Origin of the sequence: Falsihalocynthiibacter sp. CO-5D18, from assembly GCF_041205445.1 — a bacterium.
GTDB lineage: Bacteria > Pseudomonadota > Alphaproteobacteria > Rhodobacterales > Rhodobacteraceae > Falsihalocynthiibacter > Falsihalocynthiibacter arcticus.
This window is the reverse complement of the sequence record NZ_JBGFCF010000011.1, coordinates 67,027-82,815: the sequence shown is the minus strand read 5'-3', so window position 1 is coordinate 82,815 and position 15,789 is coordinate 67,027. Positions and strand designations below refer to the sequence as shown.

Here is a 15,789-nt window from a genome sequence, read left to right as displayed (position 1 = left end):
AGGTCAATGCAAGCATTTTTCCAAATCCCGTTTTTTCGCCTTCTCTTCGTGCTGCTTCTCTGTTTACAGCCGTTTTCCGCCCGCGCCGCGTCGCTGATCCGCGATCCTGACATTGAACAGGCCCTCCATCGCTTGGCCACCCCCGTTTTAGTGGCCGCCGGACTTAATCCCGGGCGCATTCAAATCTTGTTGATCAACGATAAATCAATGAACGCCTTTGTGATTGATCAGAACCATATTTTCATCCACACGGGCCTGATGTTGCGCATGAAATCCGCCGCCCAAATCCAAGGGGTGATCGCCCATGAGGCTGCGCATATTGCCAATGGTCACATCACCCAACGCATTGTTTTGGCTGATGGAATTTCCGCCGTTGCCGGGATCGGGATAATTTTGGGCGTCGCTATTGCCGCCTCCACGGGGCGGCCGGATGCAGGGGCCGCAGTGGCCGCAGGCGTGGCCTCCTCCGCGCAACGGTCCTTCCTCACCCACACCCGCGCCGAGGAAGCGAGCGCCGACCAATCCGGATTTCGCTACACCGCAAGTGCGGGTGTTGATCCCGCCGCGATGATCGAAGTTCTCAATCTTTTCAAGGGACAAGAGGTCCTCGGAACCTCCCGCCAAGACGCCTATGTGCGCAGCCACCCCCTCACCAGCCAACGCCTGCGCGCCGCCCGCGGATTCGCCGCCGCCTACGGTGGAAATGTCAAAGACAGCAGCGAAGCCGACTATTGGTTTGCCCGCGCCAAAAGCAAACTCGCGGCCTTCCTACAAAACCCGCAAGCCGAACGGCGCAAACTCAAAGCCTCCGACACGGGTGAGATCGCTCAGATGGTTCGCGCGATCACCTACCATCGCCAAGCTAATGCAAACAAGGCGCTTTCCGCGATGAACAGCGTCCTCGCGGCCCGTCCGAATGACCCCTACTATCGCGAATTACAGGCGCAAATACTGATGGAATCCCGCCAGTTTGATGCGGCCCTCGGCGCCTATGCCATGGCCCTCAACGGCGCGCCAAAAAATGCAATCATCATGGCGGGATACGGGCGGGCGCTGTTGGCTGCAGGTGGATCAGCAAACGAAGCTAAAGCGTTGAATGTCTTGATAAAAGCCCGAGCTCTGGATGGCCAAGACCCGCGTCTATTGCGTGATCTTGCCGTGGCCTATGCCAAGGCGAAACAGCCCGGAATGGCGTCCCTCGTGACGGCGGAGCGCTTTGCGCTGGACGGTAAATTCAAAGACGCCGCCATTCACGCCAAACGCGCCGCAGACCAGCTCCCGCATGGATCGACCGGTGCACGCCAAGCACAAGACATTCTGTACACCGCCGAACGCCTTGATAAAAAAGGAAAAAAGCGAAACTAAGCCTCAACCTCGTCCAAAGCAGCCTGTGCATCCAACGCCGCAGCCTTCGCCTCGACTTGCTCCACGATCTCTTCGATCATCGCCTCATTGCTGAGTTTGTGGCTTTGTTTTCCGGCCAAATAGACCATGCCACTGCCCGCGCCGCCGCCGGTAAATCCGATGTCCGTCATCAGGGCTTCCCCCGGACCATTCACCACACAGCCGATAATCGACAGGCTCAAACTGGTGGAAATATGCGCCAAGCGCTCCTCCAGAGTTTGGACGGTTTTGATCACATCAAATCCCTGCCGCGCACAGCTTGGACAGGAAATAATCGTCACCCCGCGATGCCGCAACCCAAGCGATTTGAGTATTTCAAAGCCCACTTTCACCTCTTCAACAGGGTCCGCCGACAGGCTCACACGGATGGTGTCGCCAATCCCGCTCCACAACAGGCTGCCCATGCCGACCGCGCTTTTGACGGTGCCTGACATCAAGCCGCCCGCCTCGGTGATCCCTAAGTGAATGGGCGCGTCGGTCTCTTCGGCAAGCGCCTGATAGGCGGCGGCGGCTAGGAAAACATCGCTGGCCTTGACCGATATTTTGAACTCATGGAAATCATTGTCCTGCAGAATTTTGATGTGGTCCATGCCGCTTTCGACCATCGCCTCTGGGCAAGGTTCGGCATATTTTTCAAGCAGATGGCGTTCAAGGCTTCCCGCATTCACCCCAATCCTTATGGAGCAACCATAATCGCGCGCGGCCTTAATGACTTCGCGCACCCGCTCTTGGCTGCCGATATTTCCGGGGTTGATCCGCAGGCACGCAGCCCCCGCTTCGGCGGCTTCAATCGCGCGTTTATAATGAAAATGGATGTCGGCCACGATAGGCACAGGGCTTTGCTTACAAATTTCACGCAGTGCTGCCGTGCTCTCCTGATCGGGGGCCGAAACCCGCACAATATCGGCTCCAGCGTCGGCGGCGGCGTTGATCTGGGCCAAGGTCGCTTTCACGTCGGTCGTGAGAGTGTTGGTCATGGTTTGCACCGTGATCGGCGCATCGCCGCCCACAGGCACATTTCCCACCATAATCTGCCGAGACTTGCGCCGATAAATATTCCGCCAAGGGCGCACAGGATTGAGCGACATCTATATTCTCCGCATTGGGGGCCGTTTTTGGCGCATTCCGATGATGTTTAGATAAGGCTTCGCGCAAGCACTGACAACTGCAAGCACGCAAATCGGACCTTCAATTTTGTGTGGGGAGGTGCCGAAATTATTCTGCAGCGGCCAAAGCGACGTATTTTGCCAAATCTTGATCGGCGTCCATATCCGCAACCTTATAGGCTTCGCTCAGCGAGTCCTGTGCCAAAACCACTTTTGACGCGACCGAACCCGCACGCCCTGCCGGACCATAGGTTTCGCCATTGACGCCGAAGTAAACCGACCCAGAATTCCCCGCGCGTAGCATTGGCGGCACTTCCGTTGCCGGAATGATGAATTCTTCGCCTGTGTCGAGAATTTTCTCAAAGATAACAGTGCCATCCGCCGCAGAAACTCGCACCCACGCTGGGCGCACCGCGAAAATTTTCAACTCTGGCGCAGCTTCTGCAATGACCTGAACTTCGCTCTCTTCAATCGCCGCCAAGGCAGCTTCCACATTGCTCGCAAGGACGGTTGCAGCGCTTCTAAATGCATCGGGAGACAGGGCCGAAATCGGCCCATCACGCGCGATCAAAACCGGCACCGCGAGCGCCTCTGGACGGTACAGGCGCGTCAGGGCGTCTGTTGGTAAATCTGATGCGTTATCAGCTACTTGCGTCGGCAACACGTCTTCGGAAAATCCGGAGGACCCACCGCGTAAAGGATCTAGGGAGGACCCCACACCCGAAGCTTCTGTCAAAGGTGCGAACTGCACGCGCTGCACTTCCTGCAGCACGGAATATCCGCCGTAACCAAGTCCCGCGATCAACAAAATCAAAACTGCGACAGAGCCAATGGCTGCGGGTTCGATTTTGGACAGCATGGCCTCGCCACGCGGCACAAAAGAGGCGTTGGGGTTGGCAAAGGGGTCTTTGCCCTCAAATTTACGCGCCCGACGTTCGGCCTTGAGCGCCGCCGCACTGGAAGCCTCGGCGGACATGCCATGCACGGTTTCGAAATTCGCCTCTACACAGAAGGTCGTGTAGGCCCAATCGGGGTCCATCCCAAGATAGCGCGCATAGGAGCGCACGTATCCGGCAATAAATCCGGGAGTTTCAAAAGCAAGGGGATCGGCATTTTCAATTGCGGCGATATAGGTCGCTTTGACCTTAAGTTCGCGTTGAACATCAAGAAGGGATTTGCCCAGAGTCGCCCGCTCTCCGCGCATAAGATCGCCGAGTCGCAACTCATATGAGTCAAAGCCGGATGTCCCTTCCTCTTTGACCGATTTCGGCGAAAGAATGCGCCTAATCATCTGCCCTGCCCTAACGTTCAAATTGCCCCAATGGTCATTTCCTAGCCGAGTCTGATTCGCCTGAAAGCCCGTGTCTAGATGACCTCTTGACGAAAATTATAGCACAGCACAATCGATTCTGCACGTTTCTGTGAACTACCCAGTGAGATCGGCGCGATTCAGCGCACAATGGCTCCAAAGGTCGTCCAAACCGTTCACAAGTGCATCCATTTCACGCGGTCCGTGTACGGGCGATGGGGTGAATCGCAACCGCTCGGTCCCACGGGGAACTGTGGGGAAATTGATCGGCTGTACATAGATTCCGTGCTCTTCCAGCAGGCGATCCGAGATCATTTTACATTTCACCGGATTGCCAACATGGACAGGCACAATGTGCGTGCCATGATCAATGATCGGCAGGCCCAAACCCTTCAGGCGCAGCTTCAAAATCGCCGCCTGAGTCTGGTGTCTTGCACGCAAGGATTGGTCGGTTTTCAAGTGCCGCACAGAGGCCGCAGCCCCCGCCGCAATTCCAGGGGCAAGGGAGGTGGTAAAGATGAAGCCAGGCGCATAAGACCTTATGGCGTCACACATTTTTTCGGATGCCGCGATATAGCCGCCCATCACACCGTAAGCCTTGGCAAGAGTGCCATTGATGATATCCAAACGGTGCATCAACCCGTCACGTTCGGCAACACCGCCGCCGCGTGGACCATACATGCCAACCGCGTGCACTTCGTCAATATAGGTCAGTGCGTTGAACTCATCCGCGAGGTCAAGGATCGCCTCAATCGGGCCAAAATCGCCGTCCATCGAGTAGATAGATTCAAATGCGATCAGTTTCGGCGTCGCAGGATCATCGGCGGCCAAAAGCTCGCGCAAATGCGCCACGTCATTATGACGGAACACGCGCTTCGCGCCGCCATTGCGACGGACGCCTTCGATCATGCTCGCGTGGTTCAAAGCGTCGGAATAAATGATCAATCCGGGTAAAATTTTAGGCAAAGTTGAGAGAGTCGCGTCATTTGCGATATAGGCCGAGGTGAACAGCAGCGCCGCTTCCTTCTGGTGCAAATCCGCCAATTCCGCTTCTAGGCGCTTATGGTAAACCGTGGTCCCCGAAATATTGCGCGTACCGCCAGAGCCTGCGCCCGCCGCATCAATCGCTTCGTGCATCGCTTCCAAAACGACGGGGTGTTGCCCCATGCCGAGATAGTCATTGCCACACCACACCGTGATATTTTGCTCTTCGCCATCGGGGCGCGTCCAAACCGCATGCGGGAACTCACCATTTTTGCGTTCGATATCGATAAAGGTGCGATAACGCCCCTCCTCGTGCAAACGTTCTAAGGCTGCGTCGATGTGGTCACTATAGGTCAAAGCGCTCTCCAGGTTTGCCTACTGAGCCTTGGCTCTTAGGTTTCGCATATGCTCTATGGAACGAGCCGCAATAAATCTAGGTTACAAAATGCCGCGCTTGGATTCAATCATCCATTGACAACTTTTTCACCCTCATTTGGTCTCGATAAGCAGGTTTTTCGTGCCCCGCTTTGATCTATCTCAATGCGCTGTCGATTTAGCCTCTCCGCGCGCCCTGCCCTTGTCACGCCAGATAGGGCTGATAGGGTCGCGAAAAACCCCACCCAAAAGGACAGACAATGACCCTCGCCCCCGTTCTCGCTCGCATTGATTCCGAACTCCCCCAATCCGTGGAGCGCCTCTTTGAGCTTTTGCGCATTCAGTCGATCTCGACCGATCCGGCGTTCAAGGGAGATTGCGAGACCGCCGCAGATTGGCTGGTCGCAGATTTACAATCGCTGGATGTCACGGCCTCCAAACGCGCCACCACGGGCCACCCGATGGTTGTCGGCCATATCGACGGCCCCAAAGACGCACCGCACGTGCTGTTTTACGGCCACTATGATGTGCAACCCGTTGATCCGCTTAACCTTTGGGACAACCCACCATTTGAGCCCCGCGTCGAAGATACAGCCAAAGGCAAAGTGATCCGCGCCCGCGGTTCCTCCGATGACAAAGGCCAGTTGATGACCTTCATCGAGGCCTGTCGCGCATGGAAAGCCGTCCACGGTGCGCTTCCCGTCAAGATCACCTTTTTCTTTGAGGGCGAAGAAGAAAGCGGCTCGCCCTCGCTGATCCCCTTCATGCAAGAAAATGCCGAGGAGCTAAAAGCCGACATCGCGCTGATCTGTGACACGGGCCTATTTGGCGAAGAAACCCCCGCGATTGTCACCCGCCTGCGCGGACTTCTGGGCGAAGAAATCCACATCCATGGCCCAAGCAAAGACCTGCACTCGGGAATGTTTGGCGGCATCGCGGCAAACCCCGCACGCGTTTTGGCCAAAATCATCGCAGGTCTGCACGACGATACAGGCCGCGTCACCGTTCCGAATTTCTACGACGGCGTCGCCGATTTGCCCGCCGATATTGCCGCCCAATGGGATGCGCTTGGCTTTAGCCCCGAAGGTTTCCTCGGCGAAGTCGGACTCGCAAAACCCGCAGGCGAACAAGATCGCACCGCGCTTGAGATGATCTGGTCGCGCCCCACCTGTGAAGTGAACGGCCTGCAAAGCGGTTATACGGGCGATGGTTTCAAAACCGTGCTGCCCTCCGTCGCGATGGCAAAAATCAGCTTTCGGTTGGTCAGCAAACAAGATCCGTTGGAAATTCGCAAAAACTTCCGCGCCTATGTGCAAAGCATGTTGCCCAGCGATTGCACCGTCACCTTTAAGGACCACAGCGCCTCACCCGCTGGCGAAATGTCAACGGACAACCCCGCGTTTCAAGCGGCCCAACGCGCGCTCTCGGAGGAATGGCCCCGCGCGGCGGCCTTTGTGGGCTGTGGCGGCTCCATCCCGATTGCGGGCCACTTTAAAACCTACCTAGGCATGGATGCCCTGCTCACAGGCTTCAGCAAAGACGACGACCAGTTGCATTCGCCTAACGAGAAATACGACATGGAAAGCTTCCACAAAGGCATCCGCAGCTGGGCGCGTATCCTCAACGAATTGAGCAAAACCTAACCAGCGGCTCCCGCCCGCTTTACGGGCCTGCGGACCCACAGCCGTTGGGCCAAGCCGGTTTTCTTGCGAAAACCGGCTGCACTCCGCACAGTCCACGCCAATTTCACCCGCGGCAATGGGTTCTATGCCCCAAGAAAACCCTGTGGTAGGTTCAATCCTAGCATTTGATTTGACGGGCAAAACTCCTTGGATATTTTACAACTCACCTCCCTTTTGATTGTCCTCGCGGGCGTTTTCGGCAGCATCAACTACCTTTTCCTCAAACTGCCAAGCTCCATCGGCATCCTCATCGTGGCGTTGTTTTCCTCGCTGGGCGTCATGGCGTTTGACTACTTTGTGCCCGTCTATCACTCCGAAGATCGCGTCCGCGCGTTGGTTTCGGAAATCGCCTTCTCCGACGCGCTGCTTGACGGCATGTTGGGCCTGCTTCTGTTTGCGGGCGCGTTGCACGTTAAAATCGCCGATCTGCGCGAGCAATGGCGGGTGGTCTTCTTTATGGCGACCTTGGGCGTGGCCCTATCCACCGTGGTTATTGGCTTCGGCTTTAGCTGGCTGACGGGCATGCCCCTGATCGTGGCGCTGGTGTTTGGCGCGCTGATTTCGCCCACCGACCCTGTTGCGGTTCTTGGGGTGTTGCGCGGCGCGAACCTGCCTAAATCACTCGAAACCAAGATCGCGGGCGAAAGCCTGTTTAACGACGGGGTGGGCTATGTGGTTTTCCTTGTTCTGGTCAGCCTCGCGTTTCCCTCCGTCGACGCCCATGCCACGGGCGGCAAAGAAGCCGCGATCCTATTTTTCCAAGAAGCGGGCGGCGGGGCCCTGCTTGGCGGCGTCCTTGGCTGGCTCACCTTCCGCCTGATGCGCCGCATCGACGACTACGCCCTCGAAGTCCTGATCACCTTGGGCCTCGCCTTTGGCGGCTACCAACTCTCAGAATTCCTGCATGTATCGGCCCCCATTATGGCCGTTGTCGCAGGGCTGTTTATAGGCGACGTCGGCATGAAACACGGCATGTCCGAGGAAACCCGCCAATACGTCAAAGCTTTCTGGTCAATGATCGACGAAATCCTCAACGCTGTGCTGTTCCTGATGATCGGTTTTGAAGTCTTCGCGGTGGTGTTTTCCCAATCCGCCTTCATCTCGGGCCTCGGCGCAATCCTACTGTCACTCTTGGGCCGTTTCATCGCCGTCGCGGTGCCGATCACAATGATGCGCCCCTTCCGCAGTTTCTCCTCGGGGGCGGTCCCAATCATGACATGGGGCGGCCTCAAAGGCGGCATCTCGGTGGCACTCGCCCTCTCGCTCCCTGACAGCGAATACAAAAGCCTGATCCTCACCTGCACCTATATGGTCGTGGTGTTTTCTATTATCGCTCAAGGCCTTAGCGTCGCGCGCCTCGCCAAACGCTTTGCCACTGAGCCGGAGCTTATGTGATGGCGCGCTGGGTTGCCTTCCTGCGCGGGGTGAATGTGGGGGGCCACGGAAAACTCGCGATGAAACCGCTCTGCGCGTCCATGCAGGCCCAAGGGTTTACCAATGCGACAAGCTATATCCAAAGCGGAAATCTGGTGTTCGACCACACCTCCGAAAGCGCAGATGACGTCGCCACAGCCCTCAAATCCCTGATCCAAACTCAAGCCGATTTCGCCCCCGAAACCCTTGTCCTTCCCGCACAGATCCTCGCAAAGATTCTCGCTGATTGCCCTTTCCTCACTCTCGAAACCGACCCAAAAACCCTGCATTTCCTGCTCCTAGCCAGCCCCGCCAAACCCCCAGACCTCACCAAAATAGAAACCCTGCGCGCGCCCGACGAGGCCTTCGAGATCACAGACCACGCCGCCTACCTCCTCGCCCCCTCTGGCATTGGCCGCTCCAAACTCATGGCCGCCAGCGAGCGCCTGCTCGGCGTCCCCACCACAGCGCGGAACCTGCGAACAATCGAGGCAGTTTTGTCGCTTTCTCGGGCATAGGCTCTGGAAAACGCGCGCAGAGTCCCTTATGAAAACGCCATAATGAATACGAGGACCGCAGGATAATGACAGACACAATTCTACTCCGCTGCGAAGCACACGGCCTGCGCCTAACCGATCAACGCCGCGTAATCGCTGGCGTTCTAGAGGATGCGACCGACCATCCCGACGTTGAAGAACTCTATGCCCGCGCGGTGAAACTCGACCCGAGAATCTCCATCGCAACGGTCTATCGCACCGTCAAACTGTTTGAAGAAAGCGGCATCCTTGAGAAGCACGAATTCGGCGATGGCCGCGCCCGTTACGAGGCAGCCGACCGCGACCACCACGACCACCTGATCGACATGAACTCAGGCCGTGTGATCGAATTCGTCGATCCCGACATCGAAGCCCTGCAAGAGAAAATCGCCCAGAAACTCGGCTATGAATTGCGCGGCCACCGCCTCGAGCTCTACGGCGTCCCGCTCAAGAAAAACTAGCGTCATAAAACCGTCACCGCTCCCCCGCTATAGAGCATCTATTTGACGTGAGCCCCCCCCTTGCGTAAAAGGCCCTTGGCCCTCCCGTGATTTGTTTCAAAAGGACATCCCTACATGACCACGATCATCGATATCTTTGCCCGCGAAATTCTCGACAGCCGGGGCAACCCCACCGTTGAAGTCGACGTCACGCTTGAAGACGGCACAATGGGCCGCGCCGCTGTCCCTTCTGGCGCTTCCACCGGCGCTTATGAAGCTGTTGAAATGCGCGACGGTGACAAATCCCGCTACATGGGCAAAGGCGTTTTGAACGCAGTTGCCGCGGTAAACGGCGAAATCGCCGAAGCCCTTGTGGGCTGGGACGCCACCGAACAAGAAGCCATCGACGCGACAATGATCGAACTCGACGGCACCCCAAACAAAGCCCGCCTTGGCGCCAACGCCATCCTCGGCGTTTCCCTCGCAGTGGCAAAAGCCGCCGCCGAAGCTTCCGGCCAACCCCTCTACCGCTATATCGGCGGCACCTCCGCGCGCGTTTTGCCCGTTCCAATGATGAACATCATCAATGGCGGCGAGCATGCCGACAACCCAATCGACATCCAAGAATTCATGATCATGCCGGTCTCCGCGACCAACATCCGCGAAGCCATCCGCATGGGCGCTGAAATCTTCCACACGTTGAAAAAAGAACTCTCCGACGCGGGCTACAGCACAGCAATCGGCGACGAAGGCGGCTTCGCACCGGCCCTCTCTTCTACCCGCGACGCGCTTGATTTCATCCTCAAAGCGATTGAAAAAGCAGGCTACAAACCCGGCGAAGACATCTACCTCGCCCTCGATTGCGCCGCGTCTGAATACTACAAAGACGGCAAATACGAGATGAAAGGCGAAGGCATTTCCCTCACAAGCGCAGAAAACGTCGCCTACCTCGCCAAACTCGCCGCCGACTACCCGATCATCTCGATTGAGGATGGTTGTGATGAGGATGACTGGGACGGCTGGAAGCTTCTCAACGACACCATCGGTGACAAAATCCAACTCGTGGGCGACGATCTTTTCGTGACCAACCCCGAGCGCCTCGCAATGGGCATTGAACGTGGCTCCGCCAACGCGATGCTGGTGAAAGTCAACCAAATCGGCACGCTTTCCGAAACATTGAAAGCCGTCGATATGGCCCACCGCGCCCGCATGACCAACGTCATGTCACACCGTTCTGGCGAAACCGAAGACGCCACAATCGCCGACCTCGCGGTCGCAACAAACTGTGGCCAAATCAAAACCGGCTCCCTCTCGCGCTCCGACCGTCTGGCCAAATACAACCAGTTGATCCGCATCGAAGAAGCCCTCGGCGAAACCGCCGTCTACGCGGGCCGCTCGATCCTAAAATAAGCGTCTAAATTAACGAAAAGCCCTCGCCAATCGCGGGGGCTTTTTGCGTTCTGGGGGCCGTTTATTCCGCCGCCCGAACCCTTTGAAGCGCCGCCACCTCTGCGCGCAACGCCCGCACTTCCTGCAAGATCATCGAGGTTTCCGCCGACATCGCTTCGCGCTCATCATGCGCCTCCGCACTCTGCTGCGACTGCATTGCATCCACAATCACACCAATAAACAAGTTCAACACCGCGAAGGCCGTCATCACAATAAACGGCACAAACAACACCCACGACCACGGATAAATCTCCATAACGGGGCGCACAATGCCCATCGACCAGCTCTCAAGCGTCATAATCTGGAACAGCGTATAGGCCGAAGCGCCCAACGTCCCAAACCAGTCTGGAAAAGCCACGGCATAAAGTTTGGTCGAAATCACCGCGAAAACAAAGAAGATAAGCCCCAGTAACAGGACAATCGCCCCCATCCCCGGCAAGGCCTGCATAAGCCCGTTCACCACGCGGCGCATCGACGGCACCGTCGAAACCAAGCGCAAAACCCGCAAAATACGGAACGCCCGCAAAACAGCCAGCGGTCCAACCGCAGGCAGCAAGGCAACCGCAACAATCGTGAAGTCAAAGATACGCCAAGGGTCGCGCCAGAATCCCCGAAAATCAACGGAAAGCCGCAGCAAAATCTCAACCACAAACAGCCCAAGAATGGTGACATCCATCACTTTTAGAAACGGTCCAGCAAATTTCATCGCTTGGGGCACGGTCTCCAACGCCAAAACAATCGCATTCACCACCACCAACACAATGATCGTCGGCTCAAACAGCCTATGATTTACAATTTGCTCAAGTCGTTTGCGAAGCATGCGAATTTTATCCATTTTTGGGCCAAGGGGAACGGCTGCTGCTTACGCTATTTTCAGGATCACATGCAAGCAAGCCCTCCGTCGCTTCTGCTATGATCCGCCGATCCGACGCGCCGAAAAATTGTGCTGCAAACGAAAAGCGGATTTTGCATGAATTGACAAAGGATTAGGCAACCGTTTCTATACCTCATACTTTATGAACGTCTCGCCCCAAAGCCAACGCCCCTGAGGTTCCTCAATGACCCAAGCCGACAAAATTATCGCCCACCTCAATCTCGCACCCCACCCCGAGGGCGGCTATTACCGCCAAACATGGCAGGCCGACAACCAAGGCCGCGCCGTAGGTACATGCATTTATTTTCTGCTGAAGGAAGGCGAGGCGAGCCATTGGCACTGGGTCGATGCCGCCGAGATTTGGCACTATTACGCGGGGGCGACGTTAACACTTTCCATCGCCGAAACCGCCCAAGGCCCCGCCATTGACCACTGCCTTGGCCCCGACGTGCTCGCCGATCAAACCCCGCAAATTCTCGTGCCGCCAAACCACTGGCAAGCCGCCAAAACCGACGGCGCGTTTACCCTTGTTGGCTGCACCGTTTCGCCCGGATTTGAATTTGCGAAATTTACCCTCGCCCCGCCCGATTTCGACATCCCGCGCGGTTAATTTCCGGATCAAAAATGTTTAAAAACTTTAATAAAGCCCCTCTCAGGAGTTTAAAGTTTTTAAACTTCCTTGCGTAACGCCCCCGTCGGCTCGCTCAAAATGCCGCCGCCAATCGGCACCCGCACCCCCGTCGTTCCGGGTGCCGAGGTCGTCAAACCGCGCGCAACCCGCACCGCCAAAAAGCCGAATGCCTGCGCCTCAAGCATGTCCCCATCAAGGCCCGCATTCTCAACCGGCGCCACAGGACAGTCCATAAACATCGACAACATCGACATCAACGTGACGTTTTTACGCCCACCTCCACAGACCAAAACCCCCTGCGGAAGGCTCGGACAATGCTCAAGCCCCTTCGCCGCCGAGGCCGCAACCATCGCCGTCACTGTGGCCACCGCATCGGCGTCATCCATGTGACCAACCCAATCCGCGATATCTGGAAAACTATCTCTATCCAATGACTTAGGAGGCATACGATAGAAATACGCATCCTCAAGAAACTGCTCAACCAGCGCCTCATCAACTTCGCCATCCGCCGCCAAAGCGCCATCTTTGTCAAAGGATTCTCCGCGACGCGCGAGCATCAAATCATTGATCGGCGCATTCGCAGGCCCCGTGTCAAACGCGAGCAACGCACCATCCTCTTCGGGGTAACTGGCGCTGGGATCAACCCACGTCATATTGCCAACCCCGCCCAAATTCAAAAATACAATCGGCCCTTCAGTGCCAATAAATTTCGCACAGGCAAAGTGGAAAAACGGCGCAAGCGGCGCACCTTCCCCCCCCATTTCCACATCACTTGACCGGAAATCCCACACCACCGGACAGTCCAAAACCTCCGCCAAAACGCGGCCATTTCCCGCCTGATGTGTGCCACGACCATGAGGTTCATGAGAAAGAGTTTGTCCATGAAAACCAATGAGTTGCGGGCGCTGAAACTGGCTCAAAACATTGGCATGGACAGTCTCGACCGCCTCAGCAGCCTCCTCCACACCAGCATCCCCTGGCCACAGTCCAAAGGCCGCCGCAATCGGCGCGCTCTCTTCGGAGGAATACGGATGATACGCACTTTCACCAAACTCGAAGATTTCCTCGCCATCCGTCAAAATTGCAGCGGCATCGACCCCGTCAAGCGACGTTCCAGACATCGTTCCGATCGACCAAATTGCCCCAGCTTCCAACATGTACTTCCCCTTTGTGCGCAGCCCCCTTATACCCAGAGGCGTTAACGAATAGAATGGACCAAATGACGATGACCTACCACCCAAAATCAGAGTTTATGCGTGTGATGATCGACCGCGGCTATTTGGCCGACTGCACCGATTATCAATCGCTTGACGAAGCGCTGATCGCAGGCGTCGTTCCGGCCTATATCGGGTTTGACGCCACGGCGAATTCCTTGCACGTGGGCAGCTTGATACAAATCATGATGCTGCGCTGGCTGCAAAAATCTGGCCACAAACCGATCGTTTTGATGGGCGGCGGCACGACCAAGGTTGGCGACCCTTCCTTTCGGGCGGATGAGCGGCCTTTGTTAACGGATGACCAAATCAACGCCAATATCGACGGTATCAAACAGGTGTTCTCGGCCTATGTAACCTTTGGTGACGGCGTGACAGATGCGGTGATGGTGAACAACGCCGAATGGCTTGACGGGTTGAACTATCTTGAGTTTTTGCGCGACATTGGGCGGCATTTCTCGGTCAACCGTATGTTGGCGTTTGAGAGCGTAAAGTCGCGCCTTGATCGCGAACAGAGTCTGAGCTTCCTTGAATTCAACTACATGATTCTCCAAGCCTATGATTTTCTTGAGCTAAACCGTCGCTACGGCTGTCTCCTTCAGCTTGGTGGGTCGGATCAATGGGGCAATATTGTCAACGGGATCGACCTTACGCGCCGCGTTCTGGACCACCAAATTTATGGCATGACGTCGCCCCTTTTGACGACGTCGGATGGCAAGAAAATGGGCAAGTCGCAAGATGGCGCTGTTTGGCTCAATCCAGCGATGCGCAGCCCGTATGAATTCTGGCAATTCTGGCGCAATACGACGGATGCCGACGTAGGCCGTTTTCTCAAGCTTTATACCGAACTGCCGATTGAGGAATGTGACCGTTTGGGCGCCCTTGAAGGGTCCGAAATCAACGCTGCGAAAATCCTCCTCGCCAATGAGGTCACGACCCTCGCGCATGGTGCAGAGGCCGCAAAGACCGCCGAAGAGACGGCACGCGAAGTGTTTGAAAAGGGCGGGATTGGTGATGACCTGCCAACTGTGACCCTGAGTGCCGAAGACATTGGCGACGGCATTTCAATCGTCCAACTTTTGGTCAAATCGGGCTTGGTGAAATCAGGCAAAGAAGCCAAACGCCTGATCTCGGAGAACGGCGCAAAGGTTAACGACGAGGCCCTAACAGACGCGGGGTTGATGATCAATGTGGCGGCGCTTGCAGCCCCGATGAAGCTGAGCGCGGGCAAGAAACGCCACGCCTTGATTGTTGCACAAGGCTAATCGCCGAAGTTACAGGAGAACGCGCCCATTGCGGCGCGTTCTCTATTTGAGCATCCATTTTCCGTCTGGCCAAAAGGCGTGAAACGCAAAGGCAAACAGCACGTCATGCGGCACATCCGCGCCAGTGCTTGCGTCTTTGACACGGATGCTGCCAACCTCGCGACTGGTGGCGATATCGGCTTTATCCAGAGCACTGGTTTGGCCCTCACGCCACGTGATTTTGACCCCATTTTCAGTAACTTCTCCGACTTCAGACAGGCGATCCAACGGCCATGCGGCATCCCCGACACGTACAACGCGCATCAGAGGCGAAATGCCATGCGGCGGATTTTCACCCCGATATAAAAACGGCTGACTTGAACTGTCATAGCCACGATAGGGATTCTGGCCATAACTACGCGGCCAGTCTGGCTCCTTCATCACAAGGCCATTTGGATTGCGCGCCTTGAACTGGTCAAAACCCTCCATCCATGCGGGCAATTGCGTCAGTTCGTCGCCCGTATGCACGCCGACAATGCCCGTTCCAATCGCTTGTTGCCACCAGCTTTCGGTCTCGCGATCAAACATCACCATATCCGAGTTGCGCAGCTTGCCTGACACGCCAAATGTGAGCAAGTCGCCTCCCAAACGGCGATCAAAAACCATACCTGAGTTGCACAGGGGACAGAAGGTCACGGCCACAGGGATATCGCCCACGTCGTCATTGACGATTTCATGCCATGTGAGGTAGCGAATTGGGTAGGCGCGCGGCGTTTCCCCTTTTATTTCCAAGGTGATAACCGGCTCGCGGCCACCGATTTTTGCCTCGTCAGAAGCGGCTATAAATGACGGATCTGACAGAGCTGGAATGCCATCTTTGGGCGGGCCACCGGAGAGGATTTCGGACCAATCGTCAATGGTTGTGGTGGTGAAATCGGTGCTGGGCCATTCGGATTTCCACGCATCGGGATTTGCCGCTGCAAGGCTTGCGCTGCAGATAAAAACAAGGGTCAATAGATGGGACTTGGGTGTCATAGCTTCCTCCTGTTGATCAGAGGAGTGTGACAAGGACGGGCCGCGAAATATAGCCCCTCTCACGCGGTCTTGAACCCGCGTCATTCCGTAAAA

Annotated in this window: 14 protein-coding genes; 8 read left to right on the top strand and 6 right to left on the bottom strand. The window is 56.3% G+C overall.

Annotated elements, in window-relative coordinates; all coding sequences use genetic code 11:
- The first annotated feature begins 6 nt into the window (after positions 1–6).
- On the top strand, positions 7–1,365 hold the full coding sequence (locus AB9F27_RS14935; protein WP_335584231.1) for a M48 family metalloprotease: 1,359 nt from the start codon (positions 7–9) through the stop codon (positions 1,363–1,365).
- Here the strand turns inward: AB9F27_RS14935 and ispG are convergent.
- The 3 genes from ispG to hemA all read right to left on the bottom strand — a co-directional run bounded on the left by ispG (position 1,362) and on the right by hemA (position 5,160).
- Positions 1,362–2,492, bottom strand: a complete 1,131-nt coding sequence (gene ispG / locus AB9F27_RS14930) for a flavodoxin-dependent (E)-4-hydroxy-3-methylbut-2-enyl-diphosphate synthase (protein WP_369757906.1) — start codon at positions 2,490–2,492, stop codon at positions 1,362–1,364. The genes AB9F27_RS14935 and ispG overlap by 4 nt on opposite strands.
- A gap of 127 nt (positions 2,493–2,619) precedes the next feature.
- Entirely contained in the window at positions 2,620–3,801 is a 1,182-nt protein-coding gene (locus tag AB9F27_RS14925) for a RodZ domain-containing protein (protein ID WP_335584233.1), read from the bottom strand.
- Between the two features lie 135 nt (positions 3,802–3,936).
- Positions 3,937–5,160 (bottom strand): 5-aminolevulinate synthase, encoded by a 1,224-nt coding sequence (gene hemA, locus AB9F27_RS14920; protein WP_369757905.1) that lies wholly within the window; start codon positions 5,158–5,160, stop codon positions 3,937–3,939.
- A 278-nt stretch (positions 5,161–5,438) separates the two neighbouring features.
- Here hemA and AB9F27_RS14915 point away from each other — a divergent pair, with 278 nt between their 5' ends.
- The 5 genes from AB9F27_RS14915 to eno all read left to right on the top strand — a co-directional run bounded on the left by AB9F27_RS14915 (position 5,439) and on the right by eno (position 10,659).
- On the top strand, positions 5,439–6,821 hold the full coding sequence (locus AB9F27_RS14915; RefSeq protein WP_369757904.1) for a M20/M25/M40 family metallo-hydrolase: 1,383 nt from the start codon (positions 5,439–5,441) through the stop codon (positions 6,819–6,821).
- A 186-nt stretch (positions 6,822–7,007) separates the two neighbouring features.
- Positions 7,008–8,255, top strand: coding sequence for a sodium:proton antiporter (locus AB9F27_RS14910; protein ID WP_039002084.1), 1,248 nt, complete (start codon positions 7,008–7,010; stop codon positions 8,253–8,255).
- The gene (locus AB9F27_RS14905; protein WP_335584236.1) at positions 8,255–8,791 is read left to right on the top strand and encodes a DUF1697 domain-containing protein; all 537 of its coding nucleotides are present in this window, start codon (positions 8,255–8,257) and stop codon (positions 8,789–8,791) included. The genes AB9F27_RS14910 and AB9F27_RS14905 overlap by 1 nt, the downstream gene beginning before the upstream one ends.
- 65 nt (positions 8,792–8,856) lie before the next feature.
- Positions 8,857–9,270 carry a Fur family transcriptional regulator gene (locus AB9F27_RS14900; RefSeq protein WP_039002082.1) on the top strand — a complete coding sequence of 138 codons (414 nt, stop codon included), beginning with the start codon at positions 8,857–8,859 and terminating at the stop codon, positions 9,268–9,270.
- Positions 9,271–9,384: 114 nt separating this feature from the next.
- On the top strand, positions 9,385–10,659 hold the full coding sequence (gene eno / locus AB9F27_RS14895) for a phosphopyruvate hydratase (protein WP_335584237.1): 1,275 nt from the start codon (positions 9,385–9,387) through the stop codon (positions 10,657–10,659).
- 61 nt (positions 10,660–10,720) lie between these two features.
- Here eno and AB9F27_RS14890 read toward each other — a convergent pair whose 3' ends face one another.
- Complete coding sequence (locus AB9F27_RS14890) at positions 10,721–11,518, bottom strand: ion transporter (protein WP_369757903.1); 798 nt, start codon at positions 11,516–11,518, stop codon at positions 10,721–10,723.
- Positions 11,519–11,756: 238 nt separating this feature from the next.
- Here AB9F27_RS14890 and AB9F27_RS14885 point away from each other — a divergent pair, with 238 nt between their 5' ends.
- Positions 11,757–12,182: a cupin domain-containing protein gene (locus AB9F27_RS14885; protein WP_335584239.1), complete on the top strand. Its 426-nt coding sequence runs from the start codon at positions 11,757–11,759 to the stop codon at positions 12,180–12,182.
- 59 nt (positions 12,183–12,241) lie between these two features.
- On the opposite strand, the gene AB9F27_RS14880 is transcribed toward AB9F27_RS14885, so the two are convergent.
- Positions 12,242–13,360, bottom strand: coding sequence for an anhydro-N-acetylmuramic acid kinase (locus AB9F27_RS14880; protein ID WP_335584240.1), 1,119 nt, complete (start codon positions 13,358–13,360; stop codon positions 12,242–12,244).
- Positions 13,361–13,428: 68 nt separating this feature from the next.
- Between AB9F27_RS14880 and tyrS the strand changes: the two genes are divergently transcribed.
- Entirely contained in the window at positions 13,429–14,682 is a 1,254-nt protein-coding gene (tyrS, locus tag AB9F27_RS14875) for a tyrosine--tRNA ligase (RefSeq protein WP_335584311.1), read from the top strand.
- 42 nt (positions 14,683–14,724) lie between these two features.
- Here the strand turns inward: tyrS and AB9F27_RS14870 are convergent, their stop codons facing one another.
- On the bottom strand, positions 14,725–15,696 hold the full coding sequence (locus AB9F27_RS14870; protein WP_335584241.1) for a DUF3179 domain-containing protein: 972 nt from the start codon (positions 15,694–15,696) through the stop codon (positions 14,725–14,727).
- Between the last annotated feature and the right edge of the window lie 93 nt (positions 15,697–15,789).